The sequence below is a fragment of the Ensifer sp. R-19 genome, from assembly GCF_049905105.1.
Classification (GTDB): Bacteria; Pseudomonadota; Alphaproteobacteria; order Rhizobiales; family Rhizobiaceae; genus Ensifer.
The window spans coordinates 735698-751010 of record NZ_CP184571.1 but is presented as its reverse complement, the minus strand read 5'-3'; the positions used below and the strand labels follow the sequence as shown (position 1 = coordinate 751010).

Genomic DNA, 15313 nt, shown 5'->3' with positions numbered 1-15313 from the left:
CCATATGGCCGAAGCGCCCGATCATAGCGCTATTCGTCATTTCAAGAGCATGATCAGCAAGTTCGCACCCGTTCGATATGTGACGCACACTGACGCAAGTGGCCGGAATCTTGCTTCTCCAGATATTCCTCCAGTGTTAGAAATCCCGCAATGGATCGGGTGCACCGGGTTGGAACGGACGCTCCCGAGCAACTCATAACTCCGGGAACAACATGGAAGATTACGACGTAATCATTATCGGAAGCGGTGTTGGCGGAAGCGTAACGGCCCGTAGACTTGCTGAGAATGGAGCACGCGTTCTCATACTTGAGCGCGGCGATTTGGTGCCACGCGAGCCGGAAAACTGGAGCGTCGACACGGTCTTCTTTCAGAAGAAGTACAAGGCCAAGGACACCTGGCTCGATCGAAAGGGGAATCCCTTCGATCCCGGCGCTTGTTACAATGTCGGCGGATCGACCAAGTTCTACGGAGCAGCCCTATTCAGGCTGAGAGAGAGGGATTTCGGGACACTTGAACACAAGGGCGGCGTCTCACCGGCCTGGCCTATGAGCTATTCGGAAATGGAGTCCTATTACGACGAGGCGGAGAGAATGTTCCGCGTGCACGGGGATGACACGGGAGACAGGACCGCTCCGCACCGTAACGGGCCTTATCCGTTCGGCCCAGTGCCCTCTGAGCCAATCGTCGCAAACTTGGCGGATCGGTTCCGCAGCCAGGGTATTTCGCCGTCGGCCATGCCAAGTGGGGTGAATTCTGGAACCGCTGGAAGCTGCATTCTCTGTCGGACCTGCGACGGTTTCCCTTGCAAGATCGGACAGAAGAACGACGCGGAGACGTGCGCGCTCGAGCCCGCGCTGGCGACAGGCAGAGTCGATCTCAAGACCAATACCTTCGCACGGCGCATCATTCTGTCGGGGGACGGCAAGAAGGTCGAGGCCGTCGAGGTAGAGGAAAAGGGCGAGACAAAACGCTATTCGGCCCCGCTATTCGTGGTGTCCTGCAATGCGGTCAATTCGGCTGCGCTGCTTCTGCGCTCTTCCAGCAGCGCCGCGCCAAAGGGCGTTGCAAATAGCTCGGACGTCGTGGGCCGCCACTACATGGTCCACAACCAGACGGCGCTCATGGGCCTATCCCACCGGATCAATTCGACGAAGTTCCAAAAGACGTTGGCAATCAACGATTGGTACTTCGGCGACAAGGATTTTCCTTGGCCGATGGGACATATGCAGATGCTGGGCAAGCTCCAGGGCGGCATGCTCACAGCCAACGTGCCTTACCTGCCGAAATTCCTGGGCAATGAGATGGCCCGGCACGGCATGGACTGGATCGCGTTGTCGGAGGATTTGCCTGACCCCAACAATAGGGTCACCCTCGAGAGCGGTCAGATCAAGCTGGCGGTAACGCTCAACAATATGGAAGGCCACCTGGAGCTGGTAAAACGTATGAAGCGTGCGTTGGAGCGGGCGGGCTACCCAATCGTCGTCACAAAATCGCTCGTGGCGCATGCGACGGCTCATCAATCCGGCACCGTGAGAATGGGCAGCGACCCGGCAACATCGGCGCTCGACCAGTATTGCCGCACCTGGGATCACCCGAACCTCTTTGTGATCGACGCGTCCTTCTTCCCTTCGTCGGCGGCGGTAAATCCTGCACTCACGATCGCAGCGCAGGCGCTGCGTGCGTCTGACCACATCCTTGCGAAGGAATTCAAGAAGTCTGTTTAGTCGACCGTACTGAGATATTGCTGGACCTCGGTGGGGATCGACCGGTCCCCTTTTTCCAGCGTGGTCACCCTATCCAAGTGTTCGCGCTTTAGCAGGCCAGGCCCGCGGAAATGCATCGCGACTTTCGTCGAGTAAGGCGGGCGGAGCATGTTCTCCGCAATTCCGCTCGTGATCCCCATCAGGAAGCTCTTAGAACTCCGCTGAACCGGGGCGTAGATTCCAAACGTCATCTCGTTCTTCTGAACGGCCTCGAAATCCAGCGAGAAGAGCCGCCCGCCCAAGGGAATGGTGAAGCCGTGATACTTGAAGACGAAATCTATCTTGTCCTGGTCTTCGAGATTGGGAAAGCGCTCGATGTAGTAGTGCTGCAGGAAGTCCCGGTTCCGGTAGATGCAATAGGCCGATCGTAGCACCTTGCCCTTGTAGATCGTCGAGTACTGATACCGATCGTACACCCCCACATACTCGTCTCCGGCCGTATTGTCCGCAACCAACAGCGTATCAAGAAAAGCCGCCATCTTCTCGGAACCCCGCAAGGTATCGATGGCGTAGAAATAGTTACCCTCCATGAGCGTGCGAAACTCTTCGGGATCAGCAAATAGCACTGACCTGCTGAGCCCGAAGAAATTCGCGATCAGACGCTGGTTCTGCATCGACGGCAGGTGAAGACCAGACAGGTATTTGTTGAACTGCTGCCGGTTTATGTTGATTTTCCGACAGATGCTCGAGACCGTACCTTGGCGTTCGCATAGAAAGCGCAGGTTCGCGCCGAAATTCTGCGTCTGTAAGGAATCGATTACTTCGGTGTTCACTGATGCGCGCTCGGGGTGCTTCACTACTCCCACCGAGAATGCGTCAGTCTGCGCCAAGTTTCAAGGGCCTGCGAAATTGTCCGCGACAGATCATTCGCCCACTCTGCCCCGATCGAAATGAGCCACTCTTCCGACGATGGCGGAGGTCTCGGATCAAAAGCGGGATATTGCTATGATAAGACATCTGAAACGGCCTCTGGCCGAGGCGTCAAATTTCCATGACGAAGCCATTACGACTGCAGTCCAGAACCTTATTGCCGACGTCGAGGCTGGTGGCGACGAAGCCGTCCGGAAACTGGCTATCCGTTTCGATGGTCTCGACCGGACGAGTTATCGCCTCACGAAATCGGAGATCGACGCCTGCGTAAACGGCATCACGTCTCAGGAACGTGAGGACATCGAGTTCGCGCAGGATCAGATCAGAAATTTTGCTCAAGCCCAGCTCGACACAATGGCGGAACTGGAAGTTGAGACGATGCCGGGCGTCGTGCTCGGACACAAGCATGTTCCCGTCGACAGCGTCGGTTGCTACGTCCCCGGCGGCAAGTATCCACTGCTCGCCTCCGCTCACATGACTGTTCTGACGGCAAAGGTCGCGGGCTGTGACCGCGTTATCACCTGCGCTCCTCCATTCAAGGGCGCTCCAGCACCCCTGATCGTTGCTGCCCAGCATCTTGCGGGTGCTGACGAAATTTATGCTCTGGGTGGTGTCCAGGCCATAGCCGCCATGGCTATCGGCACGGAGACAATCAAACCCGTCAGTGTTCTCGCCGGCCCCGGCAATGCCTATGTTGCCGAGGCGAAGCGTCTCCTTTTCGGCCGCGTGGGCATCGACCTCTTCGCAGGGCCGACCGAGGTCCTCATCGTTGCCGACGACACAGTGGATGGTGAACTCGTTGCAACCGACCTGCTCGGGCAGGCGGAGCACGGAACCAACTCGCCCGCTGTCTTGATCACCAATTCCGAAAAGCTCGCGAAGGACACATTGTCTCAGATCGACCGTCTTCTGGGCATCCTTCCGACGGCGGCGATTGCCGGCGAGGCATGGCGGAACCACGGCGAAATCATTGTGTGCGACAGCCGAGAAGAAATGCTGTCGGAAGCCGATCGCGTCGCTTCCGAACACGTCCAGGTAATGACGAGCGATGACCAGTGGTTTCTGGACAACCTCAAGAACTACGGTGCTCTTTTCCTCGGCGCACGGACGACGGTCGCATATGGCGACAAGGTCATTGGAACCAATCACACGCTGCCCACCATGCGGGCGGCGCGTTACACCGGTGGGCTTTGGGTCGGGAAGTTCGTCAAGACCTGCACGTATCAGAAAATCCTGACCGACCAAGCTTCCGCACTCGTCGGAGAGTACACTTCCCGCCTCTGCATGATGGAGGGATTTGCCGGGCACGCGGAACAGGCGAACGTGCGGGTTCGTCGTTACGGGCATCGGAATGTAGACTATGCGACCGCCGTTGAGCCGATCGCAGGGCAGAAAAAACTGGAGGTATCGAAATGAAAATGGACAAAAAAATCGAAGGGGTCGATTCTTCGCGCGAGATGACTGGCGGCCAGATCATTGTTGACCATCTTATCCGCGAAGGCGTTACACATGTCTTCGGTATCCCGGGCCACGGCGACACCGCGTTGATGGACGCGTTCGTCGACCGCAAGGAGGAGATCAACCTGCTGCCGGCCATGCACGAGCAGAACGCCTCGCACATGGCGGACGGCTTCTACCGTTCGTCAGGCAAGGTCGCGGCGGTCGTGACTTCTATCGGTCCGGGTGCAACGAACACCTTGACCGGTATCGCCACGGCCTTCGCGGACTCCCTCCCGCAGCTCGTCATTACGGGTGGCGTTCACACCTACATGATGGGCCGTGGAGTGCTTCAGGAGCTCGACCGTCCCCACTCGGACAACTTCCCTCGGATGGCTGAACCGGTGGTGAAGCGGTGGTTCAACCCGAGCCACGTCGAGCAAATCCCGAACATGATGGAGCAGGCCTTCAACAGCATGCTGGAAGGCCGCATGGGTCCCGTGCTCATCAACGTGCCACAAGACATCCAGGCCGAGACCGGAAACGTGGTCATCAACGACAGCAAGAAACGCCGGACCGCAGCGCGCACCTACGGCGATCCCGCCTACATCGCCGAGGCGGTCGAGTTGCTTCTGTCGTCCGACCGTCCGGTTATTCTCGCGGGCGGCGGCGTTGTTACCGCCGAGGCGACCGAAGTCCTGCGTGAGATCGCCGAATTCCTTGGCGCGCCTGTGACCACGTCGTTCATGGGCAAGGGGTCGTTCCCGGAAGACCACGAGCTGTTCGCCTGCGCATGCGGTGACCTGGGGTCGATTCCGGGCAATGCGATGACACGCTCGGCGGACGTTCTCTTGGCGATCGGCTGCCGCTTCTCCGACCGCATCACCTCGTCCTACCAGCCGGGGGTCACGTTCGACATCCCCAAGACCAAACTCATCCAGGTCGATCTGGACGGCTTCGAGATTGGCAAGAACTATCCTGTGGAAGTCGGAATCGTTGGCGACGCCAAGGCGGTCCTGTCCGGAATCCTTGCCGGGCTCAAGGAGAAAGGCAAGTCACGGGACTATAAAAACAGCGCGCAGTTCAAGGAATTGCTGGAGCGGAAGGTGGAGTGGGAAGAATACCTCCGCCCACTTCGCACGGCCAATGTGCAGCCAATGACCGCCTCCCAAGTGCTCGTCGAAGCCCGCAAGGCACTCCCGCGCGATGCGATCGTCGTGACCGACAGCTCCAACCCGCAGAACCAGGTCTTCAATGAATTCCCGGTGTATGGCCCGCGCCAGCACATAACCCCCGGCGGTATGTCGGGCATTGGTTTCGCCCTGCCGGCGGCCATCGGCGCAAAGCTGGGGAAGCCCGAGGCTCCGGTATGCGCGGTTTTCGGCGACGGCGCGTTTCTGCAGACGGGTACCGAGCTGGCCACTGCCGCCATGCTTGGCGCCGCGGTCGTCTTTCTGGTGATCAATAACGGCGGTTGGGGCGCGATCCGCAATCTCCAACTCAACATGTTCGGCGAGGACCGTGAGATCATCACGCAATTCAAGACGCCGGACGGCGAACCTTGGATGGCTGACGCCGCGGGCGTGGCAAAGTCGTTGGGCTGCGAAGCCGAGCGGGTGACCGATCCGGCCGAAATCGGCCCGGCCATCCAGCGAGCTCTCGCGTCCGGTAAGCCCTATCTCATCGACGCTATCTGCGCGATCGAGCGTCCATACTCCAACATGCACGTGACCGGATGGTGGGACATCACCGTCCCTGCGTATCTCGGCGATCTCCGCGCCAAGTATGTCAAGGGTCGTGGCTTCTGATGAAGAAGGGCCAGCCCGCGGGGCTGGCCCGACACCTTAGCGAGGGAAAATGACGCAGGAAAATCGCACACGGCCTTTGGCTTTCGACGGCACCTTCGTAAAGGCCCACATGGTCTATGACGCCCGGAACTACACGACGACGGGCGTCGTCACCAATCTCTCGGACGAGCCGATGTACATCGCCGGCGAGCCGATTGGCGTCATTCCGCCTTGGCGTTCTGTGATCCTCAAGGACGGGATCATCACCAGTGGCAAATGCGCCTCAGTTGTACATGTCCCCAATGACATCAACCTCGGCGGCGTAGTTCTCGACGGTTGGAAATGGCTTGGCGAGACCGTGCCGGAGTTTCCGAGGCGCACACCGCTCTACATTTCGCCCAAGGACATAATCGCACGCGTCGAGCTGAACCCTTGGAAACTTTCCAACAGTCCCGAACCCAGGGACGAACTCCAGCAGTTTGACATTCAGCTGAACCTTTGGTGGGCGCCTGCGCGCACGGACGCAGTAATCCACAACACGCATTCCTTTATCGAACTGCACACGCAGATTTTCGGCCATGGACGCATCCAGTTGTTCAAGGATGAAGCAGGCAAGGAGATGTATCGCGAGATCAGCGCTTCGCCAGGGGATACCCACGATCCCATCGTTTGGGTGGTCGACAAGCGCACCTTCTCCTACCCGTGGCACCGAGGCTGGACAGATACCGACTGCATCTGGATGGCGATTGAGTTCCACCCGACGGCCTGATCGGGCCCAAGTGCGAATTCCTGGTCCTGATTAATACGACGGACACTTTTCATAGTCGGAGGGTCTAACGTGCCCATATTGGTACAGCTCTATTCGTCCCGCAACGTCCTATCCCAAACCGAGGCGCTCGACCGGATAGCCGCGGCTGGATACGACGGCGTAGAGGGCTGCTGGCTGAACTTCGAGGATCCTGTCGCTTTCCGCAAGGAACTCGACCTGCGCGGCCTGACGATGCCGCAGGCTCACGTTCCTATGGAAATGCTTGAGAATGAGTTCGATCGCGTGACCGATCTGACCAAGCATCTCGGCATCTATACTGTGATCGCACCATGGCTGCCCGAGGATAGGCGGCCATCGAGTACGGACGGCTGGCGAAACCTCGGCGAGCGCCTCGATCTTATCGAGGGCAAGCTCCGCGCCTTGGGCCTCCGGTTCGCTTGGCACAATCACGATTTCGAACTCATCTCCCTGCCAGACGGGCGCACGCCGATCGATATCCTTTTGGAAACCGCGCCGGGTATGGATTGGGAAGTGGATGTGGGCTGGATTTTACGCGCCGGCCAGGATCCCGTCCGGTGGTTGACCTCCTATGCAGGGCGGATCGTCGCCGTTCATCTCAAGGACATTCGGCCCGACACCCTCGAAGAGGGATGGGCCGACCTGGGTTTCGGTGAGAGCGATTGGTCCGATGTTTTTCGAACGCTCCGCGCCCTGCCGCGGCTGGCGGCACATGTTGCCGAGCACGATGCACCCCTCGATTTTTCTCGCTTCGTATCCCGTTGGAAGATCGCCCACGATCGCTTGTCTGTGCTTCGCCGCGACCGCTCCTTCGAGGGCTTCACCCATGTGGCGCTGAAGGTTCACGACCTCGATGCTCAACTCTCGTTCTACGAGCGCGTAATGGGTTTCCGCGAGATGTTCCGGTTGCCGAATGAAGATGGCTCAGTGTTCCTGGTCTATCTCCGCATCAACGATCGCCAATATCTGGAGCTGTTTCCTGGCGCGATCGGGGAGCACGCTCCGAACCCCGCCGCACGTGGTTATCAGCACATCTGCCTTGAGGTAGCCGATGTCGATGCCACGGTAGAGACGCTGCGCGCTCGTGGAGCGCGGATGTGCTTGTGGCGCAACGATCTATCCGGAATCTACGAAGTGAACGGAACCGCGATCACGATGGGACGGGATGGCAATCGACAGTCGTGGATCAAGGATCCGGAGGGCAACCGCATCGAACTGATGGAGTTGAACTTGGCCGGCATGCAGTACGGCGCCATGGCTGCGCGCCTGTCGTCCAGCGTGCGATGACTGATCTAACAGGGATGGGACCAGAAATGTTGTCCGAGGCCAAACCGACGCGACGTGTCCAAGATTCGCTCGGCGACATCGATATTCCTGTCGCAAGCTACTATGGCGCGCAAACGGCCCGGGCGATCGCCAACTTCCAGATATCCGGAATATCGATCGGTCATTATCCCGTCTTCATTCGTGCCATGGCGTACGTGAAGAAGGCCGCGGCTCTTGCAAATGTCGAACTCGGCGATCTCGACCTCGACAAGGGCTTGGCCATCGCCGCGGCGTGTGACGACATCGCCGACGGCATTTTGGCCGACCAATTCACTGTCGATGTGTTTCAAGGCGGCGCAGGAACCTCCACGAACATGAATCTCAATGAGGTGATCGCCAACCGCGCGCTGGAGCGACTGGGGCGTCCAAAAGGTCGGTTCGACGTCATCCATCCCAACAACGACGTCAACCTTTCGCAATCCACCAATGACGTCTATCCAACGGCCATCCGTCTTGCGCTGCTTCTCAGCTACGAAACCCTCGTATCGGCGCTCGACGAGCTTTCGACCGCATTCGAACTGAAGTCGGCCGAATTCGCCGACATTCTGAAACTCGGCAGGACGCAGCTACAGGACGCTGTGCCAATGACGCTCGGCCAGGAGTTCAAGGCATTCGCCGTAACACTGAGGGAAGATATCCAGCGCCTTAGCGAGACGTCGTGTCTTTTGAAGGAGGTCAATCTCGGCGGTACCGCGATCGGAACGGGGATCACCACCGACCCACGATACGCGGCCTTGGCGGTCGCGAAGCTCCGCGAGGTATCCGGGGTCGAATTGAAACTGGCGTCTGATTTTGTCGAAGCCTGCTGGGACACAGGCGTGTTCGTGCTTTTTTCCGGGATTTTGAAGCGAACGGCCGTCAAGCTTTCGAAGATATCGAACGACTTGCGATTGCTTTCGTCCGGGCCTCGAGGAGGACTAGGCGAAATTCATCTGCCGCCGATGCAGGCCGGATCGTCAATAATGCCGGGAAAGGTCAACCCTGTTATCCCGGAAGTGGTCAACCAGGTTGCCTTCCAGGTCATTGGCTCGGACCTCGTCGTGACACTTGCAGCCGAGGCAGGGCAGCTCCAGCTCAACGCCATGGAACCCGTCATCGTCTTCAACCTGCTGCAATCGATCTCGATCATGGCGAATGCGATTCGAACGCTCGCTTCCAAATGCGTCGTCGGCATTACGGCGAACGAAGCGCGCTGCCGGGAGCATCTCGAGTCCGGCGCCGCTCTCGCGACAGCCCTGACGCCTCTCATCGGCTACGAGAAGGCCGCGGAGATAGCCGCGGAAATCTTAAGCAGCGGCCGATCCATACGGGGGCTCCTGGAGGAGAAAACTACGCTCGCCTCCGATCTCGTTGATCGCGTGCTCGACTCCAAAGCGCTCGTCAGGCCAACTCGGTTTAGGTCGCCGACGACCGAGCGATAGCCGCGATGCGATCAAAGCGTTGGAAGGGAAGACCTTCCCGGCCGCGCCAACGACCGGGCGATGTCGATGATGTCATCCCTGGATGCCGTCGGATCTTCCTTGTTCCAGGCAACCCCAAGCCCGGTCTTGAGATCGACGCCACGCACCGGCCGAAGCTCGAAGTTGCGGTTCGGGAGCTCCTTCGTCCATTCCGGCGCAAAGCCGATGCCGAGGCCCGCCGAGACCAGCGACACCAGCGAGAAAGTGTCGTCGCAGCTATAAGCGATGTTGCCGGTTAAACCATGGGTCTCGAACATCTCGGAGAAATAGCGTTCGCTGTGAGAAAGGTTCTGGCGGGAAAAGGCGATGATCTTCTCGGAACGCAGATCCTCGATATCGACCTCGCTTCGGAGCGCCAGCGGGCTCGTCTTTTCGACGGCCAGCAGATAGCGCTCATGCGCAATCGAGAAGAAGCGCAACGAGCCGATGTTTTCGACCGGTCGGATGAAACCGAGATTGATCTGGCCGTTTTCGATCGAACGGATGATGTCGCTGGTCGAGCCGCTCCTCACATGCAAGGCGACATCGGGAAACTTCCGGCCGATGCGGGTGAGAAACGCCGGCAGCACGCCGGTCGTCGCCGGATAGACGGTTCCGATCTTGATCGTGCGTGCCGCTTTGCCGGCGACCGAGCGCGCCACCTCGGCCGACAACCCCACATCGCCAATAATCCGGACAGCGCGGTCATAGAACACCTCCCCTGCCCGCGTCAGCTCGACCCGCCTCGTCGATCGCTCAAGTAGCCTAACACCGAGCTCCTTCTCCAGCGCCTGGATGTGCGAGCTTAACGCCGGCTGGGCGATGCACATCCGCGTAGCCGCCCGATTGAAGTGAAGCTCCTCAGCCACCGCAACGAAGTACGAGAGTTGGCGTAGTTCCATGTTCGCTCTCCAATCACCGGGCACGACGCGTCGTATTCGGCAACGAAGAATGCCGCTGCAGAGCCCACGTCTCAGAAATATGTCGAATATATTCTATGGATTAACGCTACGCAAGGTGGTGGCGATGCCTTATGGACACCCGTGCGCGCATAGCCTGGAATCTCCGGCGAATTAGAACTTCGAAAAAGATCACGCAGGAGAATCTGGCCGTCGATGCGAATGTCGACCGGACGGCGATCAGCGGAATAGAGCGCAGCGAATACAACCCTTCCGTCGACCTTCTCGATCGCCTAGTAGGCGCACTAGGTATCGACATCTCGGAGCTATTTGCGGTTCCAGCGGAATCAGCCCTACCGCCGGATCCGTTGAAGGCCGGCAGGAAGCCGAAATAGCGCCTAAGTCCACGGAACCCGAGTTCCGTTGGATACATTATGCGATCATTTTGGCCCAGAGCGTGAACAACCTACCAACACGCCAGGCCCGCGATGAACAGCTCCCTTCGGCCCGAAGCGGACTGTCAATTCGTTGCGCAGGGATGGCAGCTTTGCGCGCCCTCTCGGCCATAGAGTCCGCCTAAGCCGCGTCTCCCAACCGGATAATGCAGAGCACTGGCGAGGTTCTCGGCGGCTCGGATGTGGGTTTCGAGATTCCGGGTGAAGGTGTCTTTGTTCGGCGCAATATCCCGCCCGACAAGGAGACCGGCATCGGCACCTGGAACAGCAGGGCACATCGTCAAGGCGATTCAGACCGGCGAACGGCCGGATGGCCGCATCCTTGCGCCGATCATGCCCTGGCATGCTTTCGCGGAACTCACCGAGGATGACGCTAAGGCGATTGCGGCGTTCCTGCAAAACCTGGCTCCGGTCAGCAAGGGCCGTTCATACCTGGGGACAAGGTCTCGACCGTCGCCGGGGGAGACCGCAGCAACCGCACAGAAATAGCCGGATTCAAAGCAATGCTTGTCGCTCGACTGAAAGCCGCACAAACGGACAGTCGCCCCTGAACGTCGTTCGGTCGTTCGACCTGATCGGCCCTCAAGAATACGAATTTTCCGAGGTCGTTGGAGTGAAAGTTAGGCTCGCGGCAACAGCGCCCCGTTAGCCTCAGTTCCGTTGTCGCCTTGGTCGCCGGCCGGCATCATTGCCGCCCGGCGCCGTCGCCGCCCGTCAGGTGGCCTGGCTCTCGGTCGAGTGAGGGCTCCACTTGATCAGCCGGGCCTCGGCGATGTCGAGGATGCGGTCGATGATCAACACGAACACAGCGAGGATGATGATGCCGGCGAAGACGCCGACCGCGTCGAAGTTGCCTTCGGCCTGAGCGATCAGATAACCAAGGCCGGCGGAGGAGCCGAGATACTCGCCGATAATCGCCCCGACGACGGCAAAGCCGACCGAAGTGCGCAACGAAGACAGAATCCAACTGGCCGCCGCCGGGAAATAGACGTGGGTCAGCAGGCTTGAGCGCTTGGCCCCGAGAATCCGGGCGTTCGCCAGTACCACCGGGTTGACTTCCCTCACGCCCTGCATGGCGTTGAAGAAGGTGATGAAGAAAACCAACGTCACCGACAACGCCACTTTCGACCAGAGCCCCAAGCCGAGCCAAAGCACGAAGATCGGAGCGAGCACCACGCGGGGGATGGCGTTCAGCGCCTTTATGAAGGGGTCGAGGATGCGATAGGCACCGCGGCTAAGCCCCAGCCAGACGCCGGCCGCCACGCCGAGGGCGGTACCGATCACGTATCCGAGCACCGTCTCTGTGAGCGTGATCGAAACGTGCTTATAGAAGCCTGGATCGATGATCCAGGCCACGATCTGTTTCATGATGTCGAAAGGCGCAGGGAAGAAAAAGACGTCGATCACGCCTGCTTCGACACCCAGTTGCCAGCCGCCCACAACCGTCACCAGCAGCACGGCCTGGATTAAACGTTCAGTCATGGCGTTCATAGCTTTTCTCCACTTCACCGCGCAGCGACGACCAGATGTTGCGATAAAGATCCATAAAGCGCGGATCGAGCTTGATTTCGGCGACATCGCGCGGGCGTTCGAGATCGACCGGGAAGCTGTCGATCACGCGCGAGCGTGGTCCGGCGGCAAGCACCACGACCCGATCGCCGAGAGCAATGGCCTCCTCCAGGTCGTGTGTGATCATCACCACGGCACGCCGCTCCTCTTGCCAAAGCCGCAATAGCTCATTCTGCATCAGGTGGCGGGTATGGATGTCGAGCGCCGAGAACGGCTCGTCCATCAGGATGACCTTGGGGCCAGTTATCAGCGCCTGCGCCATCTGCACGCGCTTGCGTTGACCGCCGGAAAGCTGATGCGGATAGCGATGTTCGAACCCTTTCAGTCCGACTTTCGCCAGCCATCTCATCGATTGCTCGCGACGTTCGGCAGCGCCGATACCCTTGAACATGGGACCGAGTTCCACGTTCTCGATCGCGGTCTTCCACGGAAGCAATGCATCCTGCTGGAACAGATAACCGATGTCGTTCTGGACCCCGCGCACCGGCTGACCATCAATTGATACAGTGCCACTCGCAGGTTTCAACAGGCCGGCAATCGCATTGAGTATGGTGCTCTTGCCGCATCCGGTAGGTCCGACGATGGCGAGAAACTCGCCATCGGAAACACTCAGGTTCACATCCTGCACGGCCACGTAGGCACCGAAGGACATGGTGACCGAGTCGATGGAAACCATCGGCTTTGCTTGATGGGGTCTGTCCGTCGGGGGTGCGGTATTCACTACGGCCAATGCCATGACCTCCTCCTGTCAGTTGGCGGCGACGTTCGGGACCTTGCCGACGAACTCGTTGGTGTAGGTTTTCGTAAGGTCGATTTCGGCAGCGGCGACTTTTTCGTTGAAGCTCTTCAGGACGGCGAGCGGAGTCTTGATATCCTCCTCGTTGATACGGCCGTCCTTTGAAAAGATCGCCTTCGCGTTCTCGACCGCCTTGACGTAGGTGTCACGATCGCCGGAGATGAATTCCTTCGGCAGCTTGTCGACGATCTCTTCCGCGGAGTGGCTATTCATCCACTCGAGCGCTTTGACCGTCGCATTCGTGACCTTCTGGATGGTCTCCGGATTTTCATCGATATAGCTCTGCGTGGCATAGAGGACGGAGGTTGGGTAAATCCCGCCATAGATCGCCTTGGCACCGTCGTCGCTGCGCCCGTCGATCAGGATCTTGCCGACGCCCTTGGCCTCGATGAAGGTCGCTGCCGGATCGTAGTTGACGAGGAGGTCGACCTTGCCCTGTTCAAGGCCCGCCACGGCGGCAGACCCGGAGCCGACGCCGATCAGCGAGACGTCGTCCGCGGACAAGCCGTTGCGCTGCAGGTAGTAGCGGACGAAGAAATCGGAAGACGAGCCCGGCGAAGTGATCCCGATTTTCGCGCCCTTGATCGTTTCCGGCTTTGCCGGGTCGAACGTGCTGTCCTTGCCACCAGCCAGCACCAGCCCGGAATTGCGGGCGAGCTGCACAAAGGCCACGACGGCCTTCTTCTGAGATTGCATCTGGATGGTGTGGTCGTAGAAGCCGACGGCGATATCCGTCGAGCCGGCAACGAGCGCCTGGAGCGTCTTCGAGCCGCCCGACGCAAAGTTCTCTACCGTCACCTCCAGGCCCTCCTTCTCATAAAGGCCGAGACCCTGTGCAACCGGAAAGGGAAGATTGTTGAGATTATAAGAACCGACGCTGATGCGGACGGGATCCGCGAACGCGGAACCGGCAAAGGCGACGGTTGCCGCGAGGGCGAGCATGAGCTTGCGCATGGTATTCTCCTCCTGTTGGTGGCGCCCTCCCGGCGGCCACGATCATTATGCCGCGCAACCCAGTTGCGAGACAGGTTTTGCGAAGACGTATCCTTCGAACAGCCGGCGGGCGGTGCGAAGGATGCCGGCAACGACCTTGCCGTCCCTTTCATGAAGTTTGACGTCCAGGTGGCCGCTCGGGTGTTCAATCGACAACACCACCGGCGCTTTGCGCGTGCCGACGAGAAGGGAAGCAACGGTGCCTTCATTTATGGAGGCGGTGGCAATCCCCACGGCCCCAGTCGTCGCCAGCGAAGGATGACATTGGTGCGGCATGAAATACCGTACGCTGATGTCGCCTCCCGACGTTGGCCGGGAAATGAGCACCGGCTTCGGGGTCACCTGGTTCCGCACGTCGCCAAGGCCCATCCGTTCTCCGGCAGCGATGCGCAGCTTTTCCAGCCTTTCTAGCAATTCCTTATCAGCATTGAGTTCAGCCGCTGACTCGAAGCCTGTTGCGCCGACCGCGCCTGCCTCGATCAACATCATCGGCATGGCGCAATCGATGCATGTGACAGCCACACCGTCGATGCAATCGATCGGCTTACCGGTGGGGAAAAGCTGTCCGGTACGCGCGCCGGCTGCGTCCATGAAGGTCAGGGCGATCGGCGCTGCGCTGCCCGGTACACCGTCGATCGCCGCTTCGCCGAGATAGGAGACGTTGCCATTCGGCGTGGGAACGTCGGCTTCGATCATCTTGCCGGTATTGACGTTATGGATCCGGACGAGCGTCGTTTCGCCTCGGGCCGGAACGAGACCCGCCTCGATGGCGAAAGGGCCAACCGCAGCAAGCATGTTGCCGCAGTTCGGTGACGTGTCGACGAGCTGTTGGTCGACCCGCACCTGCGCAAAGAGGTAATCCACGTCCGCACCGGGGATGGTGGCAGGTCCGACGATGGCCACTTTGCTCGTCACCGGGTTGCCGCCGCCGATGCCATCGATCTGCAACGGGTGACCCGAACCCATGACGGACAGCAGGATCTTGTCCCGCTCGCTCGCCTCCGCGGGAAGATCGTTTGCCAGGAAGAACGGACCTTTTGAAGTGCCGCCTCTCATCAGGACGCAAGGGATCGCCAGTAGGTCGTTCATCGCTTGTGCTTCCATTGGAATTATGTCATCGCCGTATCAATCCGGCCTATTTGATCCAATTATCGGAAGTACGGTTGATTTGTGAAATGCTAAGAATCGGGAA

13 protein-coding genes and 1 pseudogene are annotated in these 15313 nt (G+C 59.3%); 8 read left to right on the top strand and 6 right to left on the bottom strand.

Annotated elements, in window-relative coordinates:
* Nucleotides 1-212: 212 nt before the first annotated feature.
* Nucleotides 213-1724 (top strand): GMC family oxidoreductase, encoded by a 1512-nt coding sequence (locus ACN9MO_RS34235; RefSeq protein ID WP_425988894.1) that lies wholly within the window; start codon nt 213-215, stop codon nt 1722-1724.
* Here ACN9MO_RS34235 and ACN9MO_RS34230 read toward each other — a convergent pair.
* Complete coding sequence (locus ACN9MO_RS34230; RefSeq protein WP_425988891.1) at nt 1721-2593, bottom strand: helix-turn-helix domain-containing protein; 873 nt, start codon at nt 2591-2593, stop codon at nt 1721-1723. The two genes, ACN9MO_RS34235 and ACN9MO_RS34230, sit on opposite strands and share 4 nt — an antisense overlap.
* Before the next feature lie 115 nt (nt 2594-2708).
* Between ACN9MO_RS34230 and hisD the strand changes: the two genes are divergently transcribed.
* The 5 genes from hisD (at nt 2709) to ACN9MO_RS34205 (ending at nt 9391) form a co-directional block, all read left to right on the top strand.
* Nucleotides 2709-4049 (top strand): histidinol dehydrogenase, encoded by a 1341-nt coding sequence (gene hisD, locus ACN9MO_RS34225; protein ID WP_425988888.1) that lies wholly within the window; start codon nt 2709-2711, stop codon nt 4047-4049.
* Nucleotides 4046-5878 (top strand): thiamine pyrophosphate-binding protein, encoded by a 1833-nt coding sequence (locus ACN9MO_RS34220; RefSeq protein WP_425988885.1) that lies wholly within the window; start codon nt 4046-4048, stop codon nt 5876-5878. Before hisD ends, ACN9MO_RS34220 begins: the two co-directional genes overlap by 4 nt.
* A gap of 49 nt (nt 5879-5927) precedes the next feature.
* Nucleotides 5928-6626 carry a hypothetical protein gene (locus ACN9MO_RS34215; RefSeq protein ID WP_425988882.1) on the top strand — a complete coding sequence of 233 codons (699 nt, stop codon included), beginning with the start codon at nt 5928-5930 and terminating at the stop codon, nt 6624-6626.
* A gap of 69 nt (nt 6627-6695) precedes the next feature.
* On the top strand, nt 6696-7931 hold the full coding sequence (locus tag ACN9MO_RS34210; RefSeq protein WP_425988879.1) for a VOC family protein: 1236 nt from the start codon (nt 6696-6698) through the stop codon (nt 7929-7931).
* Between the two features lie 26 nt (nt 7932-7957).
* Entirely contained in the window at nt 7958-9391 is a 1434-nt protein-coding gene (locus ACN9MO_RS34205; protein WP_425989405.1) for an aspartate ammonia-lyase, read from the top strand.
* An 11-nt stretch (nt 9392-9402) separates the two neighbouring features.
* On the opposite strand, the gene ACN9MO_RS34200 is transcribed toward ACN9MO_RS34205, so the two are convergent.
* Nucleotides 9403-10311, bottom strand: coding sequence for a LysR family transcriptional regulator (locus ACN9MO_RS34200; protein WP_425988876.1), 909 nt, complete (start codon nt 10309-10311; stop codon nt 9403-9405).
* Nucleotides 10312-10442: 131 nt separating this feature from the next.
* On the opposite strand from ACN9MO_RS34200, the gene ACN9MO_RS34195 reads away from it, so the two are divergent.
* Nucleotides 10443-10703, top strand: a complete 261-nt coding sequence (locus tag ACN9MO_RS34195) for a helix-turn-helix domain-containing protein (protein WP_425988873.1) — start codon at nt 10443-10445, stop codon at nt 10701-10703.
* Between the two features lie 227 nt (nt 10704-10930).
* Nucleotides 10931-11252: pseudogene (locus ACN9MO_RS34190) on the top strand (c-type cytochrome); the annotation flags it as partial.
* A 225-nt stretch (nt 11253-11477) separates the two neighbouring features.
* Here ACN9MO_RS34190 and ACN9MO_RS34185 read toward each other — a convergent pair.
* The 4 genes from ACN9MO_RS34185 to ACN9MO_RS34170 are packed head-to-tail and all read right to left on the bottom strand — an operon-like array spanning nt 11478 to nt 15210.
* Nucleotides 11478-12254, bottom strand: coding sequence for an ABC transporter permease (locus ACN9MO_RS34185; RefSeq protein ID WP_057248371.1), 777 nt, complete (start codon nt 12252-12254; stop codon nt 11478-11480).
* Complete coding sequence (locus ACN9MO_RS34180) at nt 12238-13068, bottom strand: ABC transporter ATP-binding protein (protein ID WP_112996349.1); 831 nt, start codon at nt 13066-13068, stop codon at nt 12238-12240. Before ACN9MO_RS34180 ends, ACN9MO_RS34185 begins: the two co-directional genes overlap by 17 nt.
* A 12-nt stretch (nt 13069-13080) precedes the next feature.
* A complete protein-coding gene (locus tag ACN9MO_RS34175; RefSeq protein WP_057248373.1) occupies nt 13081-14082 on the bottom strand; it encodes an ABC transporter substrate-binding protein in 1002 nt (333 codons plus the stop codon).
* 45 nt (nt 14083-14127) lie between these two features.
* Entirely contained in the window at nt 14128-15210 is a 1083-nt protein-coding gene (locus ACN9MO_RS34170; RefSeq protein ID WP_425988869.1) for a 4-oxalomesaconate tautomerase, read from the bottom strand.
* Between the last annotated feature and the right edge of the window lie 103 nt (nt 15211-15313).

Bases quoted from the DNA above. Each gene is read 5' to 3' on its own strand.
- ACN9MO_RS34215 (WP_425988882.1), top strand. From the start codon at position 5,928: ATGACGCAGGAAAATCGCACACGGCCTTTGGCTTTCGACGGCACCTTC.
- hisD (WP_425988888.1), top strand. From the start codon at position 2,709: ATGATAAGACATCTGAAACGGCCTCTGGCCGAGGCGTCAAATTTCCAT.
- ACN9MO_RS34185 (WP_057248371.1), bottom strand. From the start codon at position 12,254: ATGAACGCCATGACTGAACGTTTAATCCAGGCCGTGCTGCTGGTGACG.
- ACN9MO_RS34205 (WP_425989405.1), top strand. From the start codon at position 7,958: ATGTTGTCCGAGGCCAAACCGACGCGACGTGTCCAAGATTCGCTCGGC.
- ACN9MO_RS34235 (WP_425988894.1), top strand. From the start codon at position 213: ATGGAAGATTACGACGTAATCATTATCGGAAGCGGTGTTGGCGGAAGC.
- ACN9MO_RS34170 (WP_425988869.1), bottom strand. From the start codon at position 15,210: ATGAACGACCTACTGGCGATCCCTTGCGTCCTGATGAGAGGCGGCACT.
- ACN9MO_RS34220 (WP_425988885.1), top strand. From the start codon at position 4,046: ATGAAAATGGACAAAAAAATCGAAGGGGTCGATTCTTCGCGCGAGATG.
- ACN9MO_RS34200 (WP_425988876.1), bottom strand. From the start codon at position 10,311: ATGGAACTACGCCAACTCTCGTACTTCGTTGCGGTGGCTGAGGAGCTT.
- ACN9MO_RS34180 (WP_112996349.1), bottom strand. From the start codon at position 13,068: ATGGCATTGGCCGTAGTGAATACCGCACCCCCGACGGACAGACCCCAT.
- ACN9MO_RS34195 (WP_425988873.1), top strand. From the start codon at position 10,443: ATGGACACCCGTGCGCGCATAGCCTGGAATCTCCGGCGAATTAGAACT.
- ACN9MO_RS34175 (WP_057248373.1), bottom strand. From the start codon at position 14,082: ATGCGCAAGCTCATGCTCGCCCTCGCGGCAACCGTCGCCTTTGCCGGT.